Raw genomic sequence first — 18640 nt, forward strand, 5'->3', positions numbered from 1 at the left:
TGGCGGGCGGCCCCCCGCCCCCCCGGCCGGTTTCTCCCCCGCCCCGCCCCCCCCCCCCCCCCCCCAGCCCCCCCGGGGGGGGGCCCCCCCCCCCCCCCCCGGGGGGGCCCCCCCCCCCCCCCCCCCGTCAGCGGGGTGCGCGGCTACGGAGCTCGTCGACGATCTCCTCGCTCCACACGTGCCGCCGCACGAGCCGGTACCGCTCGCTCGCGATCCACAGATACACCTCGGCGTCGGTGCGTGAGCGCAACATCCCCGCTTCCCGGGCCATCGCGACGACGGGGACGAATTCCTCCTCGTACCAGCGCCGCGCGACCTCCTCGCGGGTGAGGTACTCGCCGAGATCCTGCATCAAGCGGAAACCCCACGCCTCGACGGCCTCGGCCAGTTCGGCGTATCCCCACGGGTCGGACACGCGGATCGTGTCCTGGGCCGCGCCGTGCAGGGGAACGCGGCCGAGAAACATCCTGAAGTGGTCCTTGCGCACGAGATCGGGACGGGCGGTGATGCCCTCCGCGGGCACCTTCGTGGTGATCTCGGTGACGTAGGCGTCGATGGTGCGGTCGCCCTGCGCGTAGGCGATGGACACACGGTGGTGCCCGTCCTGCACGAAATGCATCGGTCCCACCCGGTACACGGAGATCGGGGGCATGGCCTCGCCGCGCCGCCGCGCGGCCGCGATGCGTTCCCACCTGGCGCGCAGGCGTGCCGAGGTGGGGCGGAAACGACGGTCGAAGTCGTCGGCACGGTCGACGCTGCCGACGATCGAGGCGACCTCGATGATCTGCAACCCGAGTCGCCGTTCACCGAGGCGTCCGAGGGCTGCGACGACGTCGTCGAAGGGCAGCACCGTGTTGACGTCGGCCGGTTCGCGGCGCAGCCATGCGATCAGCCGGGCGTACTCGGCGCGCCGGCGTTGCCGGGCGAAATCGTCGCCGGCATCGGAGACCGGAAAACCGGTGTCGCGAGCCACGCGTCGACGGTACCGCGCGGTGCACAGGTCCGGGTGTGAACCGCATGTGCGGGGACGGGGACTACATTGCAGGGGTGACCGACGCAGTTCTCGCCACCGTCCGCAGCCACCTCACCGAGCATCTGACCGTGCCGGGGGATCCGGAGCCGGAATCGGCGTCGGTGACCTTCCTCGGTCTCGAACCGATCGAGGTCCTCCGCTTCCGTGGTGCAGAGCTCCTGCGGTACGCCACTCTGGGGTGCTCACGGCATCCGATGGGCGATCCGACCGACATGGTGGCCGACCCGACGCGCGGGCCGCGGGCCGAACTGGTCCTCAGCCTGCGCGACGACGAGGGCGTCACCGCCGGTGTCCACCGCACCCTCGCGGTGCTCGCTGCGCTGCCCGCCGTGGAGGGCGTGGTCCTCACCGACGACGCCCTGCTCGATCTCGGGGAGCCGCTGTGGCCGGGCGCTCCGTTCACCGCGGTGTTGCTCGAGACGGCCGACGTGCCGTCGCTGGAGTTGCCCGAGCCCTCCGATCCGGTCCACTTCTTCGAGGCCCGCCCGATCACCGGTACCGAGGCGGCCTGGAAGCGGCTGAAGGGAACCGAGGCGCTGCGCGAGGCGTGGGAGGAAGCGGGCATCGACCTGAGCGACCCGCGCCGGGCGCAAGCACGTCTGTGACCGTCCCGGTTCTCACGGACCGCGCGCTCGGACGCGCCACGCTGGCCCGCCGTCACCCCCGCGGCACGACCACTCCGAGCGATCCGGCACCGAGGCACACGGTCGTGCCGGGGGTGGACGAGCGCGCCTGCAACGCCGACCCGTCCCCGGAGACGCGGACGTACACCGTCCCGAGTCCTTCGGTGACGGGGACCGGAACGGATGCGCGGCCGGGGAAGCCGAGGTCGATCGTGCCGTCGGCGGAGGCCCGGTAGTTCACCTGCACGGTCCACTCCCAGTCGCCCGCGGGGGAATCGAGCGGCACGGCCGTGACGGCGTCGGTGGTGACGCGATGGCCACAGTCGGGCTCGGGGCCGGGCGGGACGAGGCGCAGCGGCAGCAGGTCGGCAGGAGTGCGGTGACCGAGATCGTCGAGGACCCACAGGTCGGTCGCGTGGTTGCGGATGTCGGACCGGACGGGCAGCGCGGAGAAGACGGACCCCACCAGGTTGTGCGGGTAGGTGACGGGCAGCAGGATCCATACCGACACCGGGTGATCGAGCACGGGCTCGTCGGGCCGGGCCGTGAGCGCCGCCTTCGCCGCCCCGAGATAATCGCCCGTCGGATTGTCCGACCAGCTGCGCGCGAACGTCGCGGTCGACCACAGGGAGCCGACGGTGAACACGGCCGCGCAGGTCCAGGCGGCCGCACGCACGGCACGAGGACGGGACGTCGTGCCTCGTCGCGGGGCGCGCAGGATCAGCGCCGCGGCGATCGCGACGACCACGGCGGAGTCGGCGAAGTAGCGCAGAGTGCGCGCGAGTTCGTAGGTGGTCTCCGGACCGAAGCGGGTGCTGATCATCGCCGCGAGCGAGGCCAGGATGTAGGCGATCACAGCGAACCACACGGGCCCGGTCCGCCGTCGCCGGCGCACCGTCCACGCTGCGGCGCCCGCGACAGCGAGCCACGCGACCACGACGAGCACGAGCGGGGGATCGGCCCAGGGCGGGCTCGGATTCCACCGCTCCCATTCCCAGGGACCCCCGAGCAGCGACGGCAACAGCCCGTAGGAGATGCCGTGATGGGTCAACCCGGCCACCATCGACCACGGCGGGATCCCGAACCGGGATTCGACGATCGTCGAGTAACAGACCGCCCACACGACCAGCACGGCCGCCGAGCCGAGCCACAACGGCCGGGCCTGCGCCCACGTGCTGCGGATCGGCCGAACGAGTCCGTCGACGTGGTGTGCGAGGGCGACCGTCGCGAACGCGGCGAACGGAACGAGGACCGACTTCTCGAAGAACACCAGCGCCACAGCGGTGACGACGAGGGCGCTCACGATATGACGGCGCCGGCCGGTCCTGCTGTACTGCAGCGCATCTCCCGCCACCCAGGCCAGTGCGGCCTGCAGCGGCAACGCGTTGAGCGCGGCCGACCACCACGCGAAGGCCGGAAGCGTCAGCGGCGTGAGGAGATAGAACAGCAACGGTCCCCACAGAGCGCGTCGCGGGCCGAGCAGCAACCAGAGCACCCGCAGCACCGCCAGCGAGGCGAGCAACTGACCGATCACGAGCGAGGCCGCCGCCGGCCACCATTCCAGCGGCGCGATCGCCGTGGCGATCCCCGCCACGAGGAAGGCGGCGGGCATCAGGTGACCGTCGTGGTCATACCGCAGGAAGGCGTCGGACAGCAGCGGATACGACCCCGCGCGCCCGACGAGGATCAGGTCGTCCCAGTAGAACTCGCCGGTCGCGGCCACCACGGTCCGGAGGATCGTCTGCAGCAGGATCAGCGCGAGGGCGACGGCGAGCACGTGGCGCCGAGGAGATCGCGCAGCCTGCGCAGCGCGTGTCGAGGGGCGGTCGAGTTCGGTGGTCACAACCAGTTGTTGCGCCTGAAGGTGACGAACAGTCCCACGGTGATCGCGACGATCGCGGAGAGCACGACGTAATAGCCGTATTGCCAATGCAGTTCGGGCATGCGATCGAAGTTCATGCCGTAGATCCCGGCGATCATCGTCGGCACGGCGGCGATCGCGACCCACGCGGAGATCTTGCGCATGTCGGTGTTCTGCTGCACGGTGACCTTCGCGATCGCCGCGTCGAGCAGCGTGCCGAGCGTCTCGTCGAAGGCCGCGATGCGGTCGGACACCGTGGTGTGGTGGTCGGCGACGTCGCGGAAGTAGCGCCGGACGTCCTTCGGGATCGGGTTGCCCGGCGCCCGGATGAGTTGCTGCAGTGGTTCGGCGAGCGGCAGGACGGCGCGGCGCAACTGCACGATCTCGCGCTTGAGCATGTAGATCTGGTCGACCGCGATCCGCGTGTCGGGGGTGAACACGAGTTCCTCGATGTCGTCGACGTCGGGTTGCACGGCCGTGGTGACGGCGAGATAGGAGTCGACCACGTGGTCGGCGATCGCGTGGAGCACGGCCGCCGGACCGCGGGACAGATGATCGGGGTCGCGTTCGAGGCGCTTGCGCACGTGCGAGAGCTCGGAGTGGTCGCCGTGCCGCACGCTCACGATGAAGTCGGGGCCGGTGAACAACATGATCTCGCCGGTCTCGACGATGTCCTTGGTGGTCGTCACCGACTCGTGCTCGATGTAACTGACGGTGCGCAGCACCAGGAACAGCACGTCGTCGTAGCGCTCGAGCTTCGGGCGCTGGTGGGCGTGGACGGCGTCCTCGACCATCAGCTCGTGGAGTCCGAAGGTGTGCGAGACGTTCGTCATCTGCTTCTCCTCGGGGTGGTGCAGCCCGAGCCACACGAATCCCGTACCGCGCCGACGTACCTCTGCCACCGCCTCGGTGTGGCTGTAGCGGCCGGGCAGGCGGTGCCCGTCGACGTAGACCGCGCAGTCGACCACCGCTTGCTCGGTGGGGACCGGGGGAGTGGGGCCGCGACGGGTGGCACGAGAAGGCTGGTGCGGCATGTTGTCCTTCCTCACGGCATGCCGCTGGGACGCGGCCCGGTCGCAGGCCCGCGGCGCGGCGGTCGCCCGTCGACGGGGACCGGGCGGGGCAGCTCCAATCATGCTAGCCCGCCGACCTGACAGACTGGTGGCGTGCGTATCGATCTCCACACCCACTCGTCCGCATCGGACGGCACCGACCGTCCCGCGGAACTGGTCCGTGCCGCTGCCCGGGCGGGTCTCGACGTCGTGGCCCTGACCGACCACGACACGACCGCGGGATGGGACGAGGCCGCAGCGGCCCTGCCGACGGGCCTGCGTCTCGTCCGGGGAATGGAGATGTCCTGCACGGGACGCGGGGAGGACGGCGCCCCGGTCGCCGTGCACCTGCTGGCCTATCTGTTCGACCCGCACGATCCGGTCTTCGTCGCCGAACTCGAGCGGCTCCGTGGTGAACGGGTGTCGCGGATCCGGGCGATGGGTGTGCGGATGGCGGACGATGGTCTGCCGATCGACATCGACGCAGTGCTCGCCGAGGCGGGCCCCGCCGCGGGCCGGCCCCATCTGGCGCGGGCGCTCGTCGCCGCCGGTGTGGTGCCCACGGTGGCCGACGCCTTCACCGAGCTGCTGTCGCCGCGCGGCCGTTACTACGTACCGAAGGCTGATACCCCGCTCGCCGACGCCGTGAAGATGGTGACGGCCGCGGGCGGTGTGCCGGTGGTGGCGCACGCCCGGGCACGTGCGCGTGGGCGGCTCCTCGCCCTCGACCACATCGAGGAACTCGCCGAACTCGGGCTCGGCGGTGTCGAGGCCGATCATCCCGATCACGACGAGCAGGATGTGCGGACGATGCGCGATCTCGCGCGGTCGCTCGGGGTCGTCGTCACGGGATCGTCCGACTATCACGGCGACAACAAGACCATCAGGCTCGGCAGCTTCACCACGGCTCCGGCGGCGTACGAGGCGTTGCTCGACTGCGCGACCGGTGTGGAGGTGCTCGAGGGATGAGGCGACGGGGTGCGCGGTATCCGGACGAGGAGTACGGGTCGCCGAACGACGAAAACTACTACGACAGTGAGTACTACAACGAACCGTATTACCCGGACGAGGGGTACTACGCCGATCCGTACGAACCCGCATCGCGCCGCGCGAGTCTGCCCGTCCGCGCCCTCCGCGCTCTCTCCGGTGTGGTGTGCGGGGCGGTGCTGGTCCTGACGTTCGTGGTGTGCGGGGCCCAGTACCTCGCCGGCGACCGCGGTTTCCCCGGCCCGGGCGCCACCTCGGTCGCCGCGCACGTCGTCGCCGCGCTCGTGGCCGTGATCGCCCAGGTGACGGCGGATCGACGCTCGGGTGGCACAGCACTCCTGTCGAGCCTTGTGGTGATCTTCACTGCATCGATTCTGATGATCACTCAGTGGTGGGGATGACGGCCCCGAGTGCCGTCTCGGCTACCCGTCGGTAGCCATCGTGTAACTGCGGAAATTCATCGCGGTGCGCCCGCGGCGCGGTGTTCACGGCACGTAAACTCACAGGTGAGGCGACAAAACCGTGAGACCTTCGCAATCGATGCCGATTTGATTGTTCGTCTGCGAAGGTGGCAAACTTGCGGCAATCCGAAAGCCGGAATACCCCGGAATCGGACGAAGGATGGCAGACCCACCCAGGGCTAGATCACCCAGGGCTCGATGCCAGGGCCACCCGCCCCGGCTCCATCACGTTCCGGAAGCCGTACAGCGTTGTACAGCGGCAGTCGTGATCGCGCCCGGAAGCTTCAATCCAATGTCCTTGGCGAAGCGCTGCAACTCGATGCATGCACGTGTGTGAGATGCATCGAACTGCGGTGTTTTCGCAGCAACCGAGTCCAGAGGTCGACTCGGAACACGCAGGAGTGTCATCGTGTCAATTGTGTCTGATGCACCTACCCCTCAGAAGCTCGAGTTGACGGACGAGGAGATCTTCTCGAGTCACGTCGACGGCAAGCTGTCGGTCGAACTGACCGCGCCGCTCGAGAACCAGCGCGATCTGTCCATTGCATACACCCCCGGTGTCGCCCAGGTCTGCCGGGCCATCGCCGCCGACGAGACCCTCGTCGACCGTTACACCTGGACCAACCGCCTGGTCGTCGTCGTCTCCGACGGCACCGCGGTCCTCGGTCTCGGCAACATCGGCGCACGTGCCTCGCTGCCGGTGATGGAGGGCAAGTCCGCGCTGTTCAAGAAGTTCGCGGGCCTGAACTCCATCCCGCTGGTGCTCGACACCACCGATCCCGACGCGATCGTCGAGACCCTCATCCGGCTGCGTCCGTCCTTCGGCGCCGTCAACCTCGAGGACATCTCGGCTCCGCGCTGCTTCGAGATCGAGAAGCGCGTCATCGAGGCGCTCGACTGCCCGGTCATGCACGACGACCAGCACGGCACCGCCATCGTCGCCCTGGCCGCCCTCAAGGGTGCGGTGAAGGTGCAGGGCCGCGACATCGCCGACCTGCGCATCGTGATCTCCGGCGCCGGAGCTGCCGGCGTGGCGTGCACGAACATCCTGCTCGCCGCCGGTGCGCGCGATGTGGTGGTGCTCGATTCGAAGGGCATCATCTCCTCCGACCGCACCGATCTCGGTGAGATCAAGGCCGATCTGGCCTCCCGCACCAACCCGGAGGGCCGCAAGGGCGGCATCGCCGAGGCGCTCGACGGCGCCGACGTCTACCTCGGCGTGTCGTCGGGCACCGTGCCCGAGGAGATCGTCGCGACGATGGCCGACGACGCCATCATCTTCGCGATGTCGAACCCGGATCCGGAGATCCACCCCGACATCGCCCACAAGCACGCCGCGATCGTGGCGACCGGTCGCAGCGACTTCCCGAACCAGATCAACAACGTGCTGGCTTTCCCCGGTGTGTTCAAGGGCGCTCTCGACGCAGGTGCCCGCCGCATCACCGAGGGCATGAAGCTCGCCGCCGCCGAGGCCATCCTCTCGGTCGTCGGTGACGAACTGGCTGCGGACAAGATCGTCCCGAGCCCGCTCGATCCGCGCGTGGCGCCCGCCGTCGCCGAGGCCGTCGCGGCCGCGGCGAAGGCCGAAGGCGTCACCGACTAGGGATTCGCTCCCGGCGAGATCGCACCGAACGCCCCGATCCGAACCGCACAAGGGTTCCGGACCGGGGCGTTCGGCGCCTCGGCGGGCCGGACGGTCGGGCACGTGCGGACCGTGGCGCACCGGTGGGCGACAATGACCGCCGTGGCGAACGAAGCGAGACGGATCCGGCCGGTCGCGGCGACGGTGCTCACCGCATGCGCGGCGGCGGCCGTGCTCCAGGGGTGTGCGTCGCCCGTTCTCGACGAGGCGGCACCGTCGACGACAGTGATCGTCGGGGCGGGGGAGCGGCCCGACGAGGAACTGCTCGCGCAGCTGTACGCGGGAGCGCTGCGCAGTAGCGGGATCGACGTGCAGGTCCGCTCCGGCGTCGCCGATCCGACCCCAGCGCTCGACGCCGCCGATCTCACACTGATCCCCGGCTACACGGGACGGCTGCTCGCGTCCTACGATCCCGGTGCCGACGCGACCGACGCCGAGGACGTCTTCGAAGCGCTGGCGCGCGCACTGCCCGACGAACTGACCATCTCCGATTACGCCTCGGCGCAGGACCGCGCGGTGCTGCTCGCCGACCGCGAACGGCTCACGCAATGGTCGGTGAGCCGCGTGGCCGACCTCGCCGGCCGCTGCGCCGACCTGACCTTCGCGGTGACCGAGGACTTCGACACCGCCGGTGGACTCACCGCCCTCGAACGCGCCGACTGCCGCCCGCGCGAGGTGCGACGGATCGAGGATGCACAGTCCGTCGCCGTCGCGTCGGAACCCGACACGGTCGTCGGAACCACCACGACGTCGTCCGCCCTCGCGGAGATCGACGCGGATTCGCCCGTGAGCACCGTGCCCGACGCACCCGACCGCAGCCCGCAGGACGACACGAACGCCGACGATGTGCCCGCCCCGGTCCTGCCGGCCCAGAACGTCGTCCCGGTCTTCCGCAAGGGCACCCTCGACGAGGCACAACTCGACGCGTTGCGGACCATCGCGGGTGAACTGACCACGAGCGATCTCACCGAACTGCGTGCGCGTGTCGAGGAGGGAGACGATCCCGAGACCGTGGCCCGCGAATGGATCGACGAACACGCCGGAGCGTGAACGGCACCCCGCGAGTACTCAGCCCGCGCGGGTGCCCATCCGGTCGCGGAGGAACACACCGAAGTCGGAGATCGCCGCGGCGGCCTCGGGAACGAGCGACGCCTGCAACGGCGCGACGTGCCACAGCTCGGGTTGTTCGACGAGGGTGACCTCGACGCCCGCCGCCCGGAGCTTCTCGGCGTACTGCCGCACCTGTGGGTGGAACATCTCCGCGGTGCCCACCTGGATGAGCGTCGGCGGCAGACCCGTGGGATCGGCGTGGATGGGCGCGTAACCGGGATCGGTGGGATCGCCTCCGGCGAGATACGCCTCGGCCGAGGAATACACCCAGCCCTTGTTCAGAACGACGTCGTTCACGTCGGGCAGGTCGCGGGCGGCCGGATCGGTCCACGGCGACAACAATCCGAGCGCCGGCGGGGTGATCCCGTGACGGTCGACGAGCCGGTGTGTGGTGGCCGCGGCGAGGCCACCGCCGGCCGAGTCGCCGGCGATCGCGATGCTCGACACCTCGAAGCCGTGCTCGCTGACGAGTTCGAGATAGGCCGCCTCGGCGTCGTTCAACGCCGCCGGATAGGGATGCTCGGGCGCGAGCCGGTAGTCGAGGACGTACACGGCCGCTCCGGACGCGGCGGCGAGATGCGCCGCGAGCGAGCGGTGCGTGGCGAGCGACCCGCCGGTGTACGCCCCGCCGTGCAGGTACAGGATCGCCGTGGTCCGCTCGGTGGCGCCCACCGTGATCCGCTCGGCGGGGCGTCCCGCCAGACCGATCGGGCGCACCACGGTGTCCTTCGGGAGGAACTGCAACGGCGCCGCGAGGTCGAGCAACCGGCGCTGCGTGGCGAACGACCAGCGCGGCGACAGCAGGGCACGGAAGAGAGGACGCAGGGCGGTACGCGCCACCCGCGGTGACAGCTGCGGTGTCGGAGGCATGCCGCAGCCTATCCCCTCGGCACGACCCGGGAGGTCACGGTGGCGACGACACGCTGATAGGCCGGTCCGGCAACGCGGACGAAGGCGTCGAGCAGCTTCGCATCGGCGCCGATCAGTACACGCGCCTTGTTCTTCCGCACACCGGTGAGGATGGTCTTCGCCGCGTCCTCGGGGGTCGTGCGTGCGAGCTTGCGGTCGAAGAACTCCGCGAAGGTCGCCTGGTCGTCGCCGTCGGGGACGGCGGCGTTGCGCGCGATCGCGGTTTTGATACCACCGGGATGCACGCACGTGACCTGTACGGGATGCCGCGCGACGAGCATCTCCTGCCGCACCGCCTCGGTGAAGCCGCGCACGGCGAACTTCGCCGAGTTGTACGCCGCCTGACCCGGGATGCTCAGCAGACCGAACAGGCTCGAGACATTGATCAGGTGGCCGTCGCCCGACGCGATGAGATACGGCAGGAAAGCCTTGGTGCCGTTGACGACTCCCCAGAAGTCGACGTCCATCACGCGCTCGATGTCCTTGAACTCGGTGCGCTCGAGGTCGCCGTGATAGGCGATGCCCGCGTTGTTGTACACCTGGTTGACCGCGCCGAAGTGGGCGGCGACCTGCTCGGCGTACTCGAGGACCTTCTCGCGCTGGGTGACGTCGAGATGGTCGGCCTTCACCTCGGCGCCGAGTTCCCGTGCGCGACGCGCGGTCTCCTCGAGCCCTGTGGTGTCGACATCCGAGATCGCCAGGCGGGCGCCTCGGGCCGCGAGGGCGAGGACGAGGGCCCGGCCGATCCCGGAACCCGCGCCCGTGACGACGACGACCCGGCCTGCGACATCACTCATCGAACTGCTGCCTCTCGGGACGTGCGCTCCTGCGCGGGACGGTCGGTGGCGACGGGGAGATCCGATTCGGCGACGCTACGGTACGCCTCGAGGTCGAATCTGCGGGTGATACGGCGGAATTCGAAGGTGAATCCCGGCCACAGCGTGGTGTTGTTGCCGTGCTTGTCGAGATACCAGCTCGCGCACCCGCCGTTGTTCCACACGCTCGACCGCATCGCGCGCTGCAGGTCGCGGTTGTACTCGTCCTGCACGTCCTCGCGGACCTCGACCGTGCCGATGCGGTTGCGATCGATCGTGCGAATGGCGTCGACGACGTATTCGAGCTGCGACTCGATCATGTACACCATCGAGGTGTGGCCGAGTCCGGTGTTCGGTCCGACGAGGAAGAACAGGTTCGGGAAGCCGGCGACCGAGCTGCCCTTGTACCCCCGCATGCCGGTCTCGTCGAAGACCTCGGCGAGCGAACGGCCTTCCTCGCCGAAGATGCCGGCGAAGGTCGGCGAGTCGGTGACGTGGAAGCCCGTCGCGACGACGATCGCGTCGACCTCGCGTTCGGTGCCGTCCTTCGTGACGATGCCGCGCGGGGTGACGCGGGCGATGCCGTCGGTGACGAGGTCGACGTTCGGCCGGTCGAGCGCGGGGTAGTAGTTGTTCGAGATCAGCATGCGCTTGCAGCCGATACCGTAGTTCGGCGTGACCTTCCGGCGCAGTTCCTTGTCGCGGATCTGCCGCCGGACCTGGATGCGCGCGGCGAGCTCGAGCGGCTTCATGAAGGCCTGCGCCTTGGCCAGACCCACGACCTGCGTCTCGCGGGCGGTGTACTGCAGGGCGCGTGAAAGGCGCTGGAAGCCGGGGATGAACCGGAAGGCGAACCGCTCGGGAGCGGTGTACTCGCGGTCGAAGCGGGGGAGGATCCACGGTGCCGTGCGCTGGTAGACGTCGAGATGGCCCACGGTGCCGGCGATGGCCGGCACGATCTGGATGGCGGAGGCGCCGGTGCCGATGACCGCGACGCGCTTGCCGGCGAGGTCGGCGTCGTGGTTCCACCGTGCCGAGTGGAAGATCTCGCCCTCGAAACCGGAGATGCCCTCGATGTCGGGCAGCGACGGCTCGCACAGGGCGCCCACCGCGGAGATCACGACCTTGGCGCTGTACTTCCCGCGCGTGGTGGCCACGTCCCAGCGGTGCGTCGCGATGTTCCAGCGGGCCGTCTGCACGTCGCACTCGAAGACAGTGCGTCGCCGCACGTCGTACCGGTCGGCGACCGAGCGGATGTACTCCTGGATCTCCGGCTGCGGCGAGAACGAGCGCGTCCAGCCGGGGTTGAGGGCGAACGAGTAGGAGTACAGGTTCGACGGCACGTCGCACGCCGCGCCGGGGTAGGTGTTGTCGCGCCAGGTGCCGCCCACCTCGGAGGCGCGTTCGAGCACGAGGAAGTCCTTGCCCGCCTGCGACAGTCGGATGGCCGCACCGAGCCCGGCGAACCCGCTGCCGATGATCAGCGTGTCGACCTGACGGATCTCCGCGTCGGCGACGGTATCTGTAACCGGAAGACTCATGTACTCGAGGTTAGAGCGTTCCAGTGACCTGGTCAACACTTGTTGACCATAATTCAATAACGGTGTTTGCATGGTGGACGTGACAGACGACAGTCCCGGACCCCGCCGGACCCGCCTCGGTCCCGCCCAACGCCGGGCCCAGCTGATCGAACAGGGTCTCGAACTGCTCGCCGACCGGCCCCTCGAGCAGATCTCCGTCGACGAGGTCGCCGACCGGGCCGGGGTCTCGAAGGGGCTGCTGTTCCACTACTTCGCCTCGAAGCACGACTACCACGTCGAACTCGTGCGATGCGTCGGCCAGGACCTCGTCGAGTACACCGCACCGGACGAAGGTCTCGAACCGATCGAGATGCTGCGCGGCACGCTCGTCGCGTACGTCGACTACGTCACCCGGCGCCGCGACATGTACGTCTCGATCCTGCGCGGCGCCACCAGCGGCGACCCCGACATGCGGGCGGCCTTCGAGGACACCCGCACAGCGCTCGTCGACCGGACCGTCGCGCACCTGCCCGCCATCGGGATCGAGCCGACGCCCGCCGTGCGGCTCGCCGTGCGCGGCTGGGTGGCCTTCGTCGAGGACACGACCATCGCGTGGCTACGCGATCCCGAACTCACCCGCGACGAGTTCGTCGAACTGGCCATCGCGGCGCTGTCCGGCGTTGCGCTGGCGGCACATTCGCTCCACTCATCGGCTGGTGACGCTGCTCCGGCCGGTGGGTTTCTCAGCGATCGTTTCCGGGAAGGTACTCCTGCAGCTTCGTCTTGACGCCCTGTTTCACGAAGCCCCAACGGTTCTCGTCACCGGCGAGCACGGCCTTGGCGACATCGGTGAACTGCTCCCACGTCGCGTGCGGCGGGATCGGCGGCATGTCCGGATCGGTGTACACGTCGAGCACCGTCGGACGGTCCGCGGCCAGCGCGCGATCCCAGGCCGAGCCCATCTCGTCCGAGGACTTCACGGTTTCGCCGCCCAGCCCGAGACTGCGCGCGAAGGCAGCGTAGTCGACGTCCGGAAGCGACTGGGACTCCGCGAATTTCGGTGCCCCACCCATCGCACGCATCTCCCAGGTGACCTGGTTGAGATCGTTGTTGTGGATGATCGCGACGACGAGCCGCGGATCGGTCCATTGCTGCCAGTACCGCTGGATGGTGATCAGCTCGGCCATGCCGTTCATCTGCATCGCCCCGTCGCCGGCGAACGCGACCACCGGACGACCCGGATGCGCGAACTTCGCGCCGATCCCGTACGGCACCGCCGGACCCATCGTCGCGAGGGTGCCCGACAGCGAACCGCGCATGTCACCGCGGAACTGCAATTGGCGCGCATACCAATTGGCGGCCGAACCCGAGTCGGCGGTGACGATCGCATCGTCCGGCAGTCGTGGTGAGGCCTCGGCGAACATCCGCAGCGGATTGACGAACTCCGTCTCGACCTCCGCCTGCTGTCCCATGGTCTGCCACCAGCGCTGCACGTTCTGCTCGATGCCCTCACGCCATGACCGGTCCTCCTTGCGCTGCAGCAGCGGGACGAGCGCGTCGAGCGCGGCGGCGGCATCCGCGACGAGGTTGACCTCGTTCGGATAGCGCATCCCGATCATGTTCGGGTCGATGTCGATCTGCACGCAGCGGGCCTGGCCGTATTCGGGCAGGAACTGGCTGTAGGGGAGGGACGAACCGACGATGAGCAGCGTGTCGCAGCCGGTCATCATCTCGTGGGTGGGCCGCGTGCCCAGCAACCCGATCGATCCGGTGACCCACGGCAACTCGTCCGACAGCACGTCCTTGCCCAGCAGGGCTTTCGCCACCCCGGCGCCGAGCAGATCCGCGACCTGCTCGAGTTGCGCCCGCGCACCGCGGGCGCCGCTGCCGACGAGCATCGCCACCTTGCCCCCGGCGTTGAGGATCTCCGCGGCCCGCCGGATCGCGTCGTCGTCCGGTGCGATCCGGGGACGGTCGAAGCCGACGCTCGACGGCACCATCTTGAACTCGTGGCCGGGCGGGGAGTACTCGAGTTCCTGCACGTCGCCGTGGATGATGACTGCCGTGGGAGTGCGGTACGCGATGGCGGTGCGCATCGCCCGGTCGAGGACGTTCGGCAACTGCTCGGGCACCGTCACCGTCTCCACGAACGCCGACGCCACATCCTTGTACAGCGTGTGCAGGTCCACTTCCTGCTGGTACGACCCGCCCATCGCTGAACGGTCGGTCTGGCCCACGATCGCCACCACCGGAACGTGGTCGAGTTTCGCGTCGTACAGGCCGTTGAGCAGATGGATCACGCCCGGGCCGGAGGTCGCCATGCACACCCCGGGCCGGCCCGTGAACTTCGCATAGCCCACGGCTTCGAAGGCGCTCATCTCCTCGTGCCGGGACTGCACGAAGACCGGATCGTTGCCGGTGCGCGTCCAGGCGGCGAGGATCCCGTTGATGCCGTCACCGGGATATCCGAAGACGTGGTCCACCCCCCACGCGCGCAGGCGGTGCAACAGGTAGTCGGCCACGGTCGGATTTGCCATCGGTAGCTCCTCGCAGGACACGATCGGGGGTCCTCCGGAGGGTGCCCGTCGTGCCCGGTCCGAAACACACCGGAAAAAGGCGTGAGCCGGGTCGATCGCCCCTCGCGGGGACGAACCGACCCGGCTCACATGAGAACCGTCAAGGACCCGAAGGATCCGAAACGGAGCTTCTAGCGACCGAAGGCCTTCTCGATGATCTCCTGCTGCTCGACAGCGTGGACCTTGCTCGAGCCGGACGAAGGTGCCGACATCGCGCGACGCGACACGCGCTTGATACCGCTGAGCTTGTCGGGCAGCAGTTCCGGCAGCGCGAGGCCGAGGAACGGCCAGGCACCCTGGTTCGCCGGCTCCTCCTGGACCCAGAAGAACTCGGTGGCGTTCGGGTACTGCTCGAGCGTCTCGGCGATGCGGCGACGCGGCACCGGGTACAGCTGCTCGATGCGCACGATCGCGACGTCGTCACGACCTTCCTTCTGCTTCTTCGCCAGCAGTTCCCAGTAGATCTTGCCGGAGGTGAGCAGCACACGAGTGGCCTTCGACCGGTCGGCCGTGCCCTCCTCGTAAGGAACCTCTTCGAGCAGCGAGCGGAACTTGCCCTGCGTGAAGTCCTCGATGTTGCTGACCGCGGCCTTGTTGCGCAGCATCGACTTGGGCGTGAACACCACCAGCGGGCGGCGGATGCCGTCGAGGTGATGGCGGCGCAGCAGGTGGAAGTAGCTCGCCGGGGTCGACGGAACCGCGACCGTCATCGAACCCTCGGCGCACAGCTGCAGCCAGCGCTCGATGCGGCCCGAGGTGTGGTCGGGACCCTGGCCCTCGTGGCCGTGCGGCAGCAGCAGCACGACGTCGGAGAGCTGACCCCACTTGGCCTCACCGGACGAGATGAACTCGTCGATGATGGGCTGCGCGCCGTTGACGAAGTCGCCGAACTGCGCCTCCCACAGCACGAGCGCGTCGGGGTTGCCCACCGAGTAGCCGTACTCGAAGCCCAGACCCGCGAACTCGGTCAGCGCCGAGTCGTAGACCATGAAGCGGCCGCCGTTGCCGGCCTGGTTGGCCAGCGAGGCGAGCGGGTTGTACTCGTCGCCCGTCTTGCGGTCGATGATGACCGAGTGGCGCTGCGTGAACGTGCCGCGACGCGAGTCCTGACCGGCCAGGCGCACCAGGGCACCTTCCTCGGCCAGCGAACCGAACGCGAGCAGCTCGGCGAACGCCCAGTCGATCTTGCCGTTGCGTGACATCTCACGACGCTTCTCGAGCACCGGCTTGACGCGCGGGTGGACGGTGAAGCCCTCGGGCGCCTCGGCGAAGGCGTCGCCGATCCGCTCGAGCACCGGCCGGTCGACGGAGGTGTCGAGACGCTTCGGCGGGGTCTGGTCGAGCTCGACCGACTCCGACGGCTCCGGCGGGTACTTCTCGAGTTCGCGGACCTCGTTGAAGACCCGTTCGAGCTGTCCCTGGTAGTCGCGCAGGGCGTCTTCCGCTTCCTTGAGCGAGATGTCGCCGCGGCCGATCAGGGCCTCGGTGTAGCTCTTGCGCACGCTGCGCTTGGTGTCGATCACGTCGTACATCGCCGGCTGGGTCATCGACGGGTCGTCGCCCTCGTTGTGACCGCGGCGGCGGTAGCAGATCATGTCGATGACGACGTCCTTGTGGAACTTCTCGCGGAAGTCCACGGCGAGCTTCGCGACCCACACGCAGGCCTCGGGGTCGTCGCCGTTGACGTGGAAGATCGGCGCGCCGATCATCTTCGCCACGTCGGTGCAGTACTCGGACGAACGCGAGTGCTCCGGCGCGGTGGTGAAGCCGACCTGGTTGTTGACGACGATGTGCACGGTGCCGCCGGTGCGGTAGCCGCGCAGCAGCGCGAGGTTGAGGGTCTCCGCGACGACGCCCTGACCGGCGAACGCAGCGTCGCCGTGCAGGAGCAAGGGCAGGACGGTGAAGCCGTCCTCGCCCTTGTCGAGGATGTCCTGCTTGGCGCGGACGAGGCCCTCGAGCACCGGGTTGACCGCCTCGAGGTGCGAGGGGTTCGCGGTGAGCGAGACCTTGATGTCGTTGTCGCCGAACATCTGGATGTAGGTGCCCTCGGCGCCGAGGTGGTACTTCACGTCGCCGGAACCGTGCGCAGCGGCCGGGTTCAGGTTGCCCTCGAACTCCGAGAAGATCTGCGAGTACGGCTTGCCGACGATGTTCGCGAGCACGTTCAGGCGACCGCGGTGCGGCATCGCGATGGCGACCTCGTCGAGCGTGTGCTCGGCGGCCTGGTCGATGATCGCGTCCATCATCGGGATGACGGACTCGGCGCCCTCGAGCGAGAAGCGCTTCTGACCGACGTACTTGGTCTGCAGGAACGTCTCGAACGCCTCGGCGGCGTTGAGGCGGCTCAGGATGTACTTCTGCTGGGCGACCGTCGGCTTGACGTGGTGCGCCTCGACCCGCTCCTGCAGCCACTGCTGCTGCTCGGGCTCGAGGATGTGGGTGTACTCGACACCGACGTGGCGGCAGTACGCGTCGCGTAGCACCGACAGCACGTCGCGCAGCTTCATCTTCTGGCGGCCGTGGAAGCCACCGACATTGAACTCGCGATCGAGATCCCACAGCGTCAGGTCGTGGGTCGTGACGTCGAGGTCGGGATGCGACCGGAACTTGTCGCGCACGAACTGCAGCGGATCGGTGTCGGCCATGAGGTGGCCGCGGCTGCGGTAGGCGGCGATGAGCTCGAGCACACGGGTGTGCTTGTCGACGAGACCTTCCGGCACGTCCTTGCGCCAGCGGACCGGCTCGTAGGGGATGTGCAGGGTGTGGAAGATGCCGTCGTAGAAGTCGTCGCTGATGAGCAGCTCGTGGATCTTCTTCAGGAACTCACCCGACTCCGCGCCCTGGATCACGCGGTGGTCGTAGGTGGAGGTGAGCGTCAGCAGCTTGCCGATGCCGATCTCGGCGAGCCGCGCGTCGGACGCACCCTGGAACTCGGCCGGGTACTCCATGGCGCCGGCGCCGATGATCGCGCCCTGGCCCTGCATCAGACGCGGGACCGAGTGCACGGTGCCGATACCGCCCGGGTTGGTCAGCGAGATCGTGACGCCGGAGAAGTCGTCGCCGGTGAGCTTGCCGTCGCGGGCGCGGCGCACGATGTCCTCGTAGGCCGAGTAGAACTGCGCGAAGTTCATCGTCTCGCAGTTCTTGATGGCCGCCACGACCAGCGAACGCTGGCCGTTCTTGCCGGGCAGGTCGATCGCGAGACCGAGGTTCGTGTGCGCGGGCACGACGAGGTTCGGCTTGCCGTCGACCTCGGCGAAGTGGTTGTTCATGTTCGGGAACGCCTTGACCGCCTGGACGATCGCGTAACCGAGGATGTGGGTGAACGAGACCTTGCCGCCCCGGGTGCGGGCGAGGTGGTTGTTGATGACGATGCGGTTGTCGAACATCAACTTCGCGGGCACCGCGCGAACACTGGTGGCGGTCGGGATCGACAGCGAGGCGTTCATGTTCTTCGCAACGGCAGCAGCGGCGCCGCGCAGAACCTTCTTGTCCTCGGTGGCCTGGCCCGACGGGGCCGCAGCGGGCTTGGGAGCCGGCTTCGCGGGCGCGGCCTGGGCCTTCGGCTGCGTCGCAGGCTTGGTCTCCGCCTTCGGTGCAGGCTTGGCCGGCGCGGCCTCGGCCTGCGGTGCGGGCTTCGCCGACGCGGTCTCGGTTTTCGGTGCAGGCTTGGTGGGGGCCGAAGCGGAGGAACTCGGCGCAGATGCTGTGCTCGGCGCGGGCTTCTCGGTCGTGGCGGTGTCGGAGCCGTTGGTGCCTCCGGCCACCGCGGCTTCCGGCGAATAGTCGGTGAGGAATTCGTGCCAACTCGCGTCCACGGACGAAGGGTCGTCCTGGAAGCGCTGGTACATCTCGTCAACCAACCACTGGTTCTGTCCGAACTGTGATGTAGAGCTGCTGCTCACGGCAGTTGTTCGCCTCGTTTCTTTCTTCGGTACCCGATCGGAGCGCCTGTGAATATGAGGCTAGCCCGTGGCATGTGACGATCCGAACTGACCGCGCATGTCGGTGGGCTACCTCACAATCTGGTGCGATGGGGTCTCCATCG

14 protein-coding genes are annotated in these 18640 nt (G+C 68.8%); 6 read left to right on the forward strand and 8 right to left on the reverse strand.

The genetic code is table 11. The annotated features are described in order from the left end of the window. Window positions 1–127: 127 nt before the first annotated feature. Window positions 128–973, reverse strand: a complete 846-nt coding sequence (locus A5767_RS01400; RefSeq protein ID WP_006554307.1) for a hypothetical protein — start codon at window positions 971–973, stop codon at window positions 128–130. Between the two features lie 74 nt (window positions 974–1047). Between A5767_RS01400 and A5767_RS01405 the strand changes: the two genes are divergently transcribed. Continuing rightward, window positions 1048–1638 carry a suppressor of fused domain protein gene (locus tag A5767_RS01405; RefSeq protein ID WP_006554308.1) on the forward strand — a complete coding sequence of 197 codons (591 nt, stop codon included), beginning with the start codon at window positions 1048–1050 and terminating at the stop codon, window positions 1636–1638. A gap of 52 nt (window positions 1639–1690) precedes the next feature. Here the strand turns inward: A5767_RS01405 and A5767_RS01410 are convergent, their stop codons facing one another. Together A5767_RS01410 and A5767_RS01415 are read right to left on the reverse strand one after the other, a co-directional pair. Beyond that, a complete protein-coding gene (locus A5767_RS01410) occupies window positions 1691–3499 on the reverse strand; it encodes a hypothetical protein (protein ID WP_064851484.1) in 1809 nt (602 codons plus the stop codon). Further along, complete coding sequence (locus A5767_RS01415) at window positions 3496–4551, reverse strand: magnesium and cobalt transport protein CorA (protein WP_064851501.1); 1056 nt, start codon at window positions 4549–4551, stop codon at window positions 3496–3498. Before A5767_RS01415 ends, A5767_RS01410 begins: the two co-directional genes overlap by 4 nt. Before the next feature lie 132 nt (window positions 4552–4683). On the opposite strand from A5767_RS01415, the gene A5767_RS01420 reads away from it, so the two are divergent. The 4 genes from A5767_RS01420 to A5767_RS01435 all read left to right on the forward strand — a co-directional run bounded on the left by A5767_RS01420 (window position 4684) and on the right by A5767_RS01435 (window position 8709). Continuing rightward, window positions 4684–5538 carry a PHP domain-containing protein gene (locus tag A5767_RS01420; RefSeq protein WP_006554311.1) on the forward strand — a complete coding sequence of 285 codons (855 nt, stop codon included), beginning with the start codon at window positions 4684–4686 and terminating at the stop codon, window positions 5536–5538. Next, window positions 5535–5957: a hypothetical protein gene (locus A5767_RS01425; protein ID WP_006554312.1), complete on the forward strand. Its 423-nt coding sequence runs from the start codon at window positions 5535–5537 to the stop codon at window positions 5955–5957. Before A5767_RS01420 ends, A5767_RS01425 begins: the two co-directional genes overlap by 4 nt. Before the next feature lie 469 nt (window positions 5958–6426). After that, the gene (locus tag A5767_RS01430) at window positions 6427–7620 is read left to right on the forward strand and encodes an NAD(P)-dependent malic enzyme (protein ID WP_033097302.1); all 1194 of its coding nucleotides are present in this window, start codon (window positions 6427–6429) and stop codon (window positions 7618–7620) included. A gap of 132 nt (window positions 7621–7752) precedes the next feature. Then, entirely contained in the window at window positions 7753–8709 is a 957-nt protein-coding gene (locus tag A5767_RS01435; protein WP_064851485.1) for a glycine betaine ABC transporter substrate-binding protein, read from the forward strand. A gap of 18 nt (window positions 8710–8727) precedes the next feature. Here the strand turns inward: A5767_RS01435 and A5767_RS01440 are convergent, their stop codons facing one another. Genes A5767_RS01440 through A5767_RS01450 form a run of 3 tightly spaced genes read right to left on the reverse strand, consistent with a single transcriptional unit; the run spans window position 8728 to window position 12034 of the window. Next, on the reverse strand, window positions 8728–9639 hold the full coding sequence (locus A5767_RS01440) for an alpha/beta hydrolase (RefSeq protein WP_006554316.1): 912 nt from the start codon (window positions 9637–9639) through the stop codon (window positions 8728–8730). A gap of 8 nt (window positions 9640–9647) precedes the next feature. Continuing rightward, window positions 9648–10475, reverse strand: a complete 828-nt coding sequence (locus tag A5767_RS01445) for an SDR family NAD(P)-dependent oxidoreductase (RefSeq protein WP_006554317.1) — start codon at window positions 10473–10475, stop codon at window positions 9648–9650. Next, entirely contained in the window at window positions 10472–12034 is a 1563-nt protein-coding gene (locus A5767_RS01450) for a flavin-containing monooxygenase (protein WP_064851486.1), read from the reverse strand. The genes A5767_RS01445 and A5767_RS01450 overlap by 4 nt, the downstream gene beginning before the upstream one ends. A gap of 70 nt (window positions 12035–12104) precedes the next feature. Here A5767_RS01450 and A5767_RS01455 point away from each other — a divergent pair, with 70 nt between their 5' ends. Further along, window positions 12105–12800 carry a TetR/AcrR family transcriptional regulator gene (locus A5767_RS01455; protein ID WP_033097304.1) on the forward strand — a complete coding sequence of 232 codons (696 nt, stop codon included), beginning with the start codon at window positions 12105–12107 and terminating at the stop codon, window positions 12798–12800. Here the strand turns inward: A5767_RS01455 and A5767_RS01460 are convergent. Next, window positions 12757–14550 (reverse strand): thiamine pyrophosphate-requiring protein, encoded by a 1794-nt coding sequence (locus A5767_RS01460; protein WP_064851487.1) that lies wholly within the window; start codon window positions 14548–14550, stop codon window positions 12757–12759. The two genes, A5767_RS01455 and A5767_RS01460, sit on opposite strands and share 44 nt — an antisense overlap. 170 nt (window positions 14551–14720) lie before the next feature. Then, window positions 14721–18497, reverse strand: coding sequence for a multifunctional oxoglutarate decarboxylase/oxoglutarate dehydrogenase thiamine pyrophosphate-binding subunit/dihydrolipoyllysine-residue succinyltransferase subunit (locus A5767_RS01465; RefSeq protein ID WP_082937566.1), 3777 nt, complete (start codon window positions 18495–18497; stop codon window positions 14721–14723). Between the last annotated feature and the right edge of the window lie 143 nt (window positions 18498–18640).

Source organism: Rhodococcus sp. 852002-51564_SCH6189132-a (assembly GCF_001665495.1).
In the GTDB taxonomy this organism is placed as follows: Bacteria; Actinomycetota; Actinomycetes; order Mycobacteriales; family Mycobacteriaceae; genus Rhodococcus; species Rhodococcus pyridinivorans.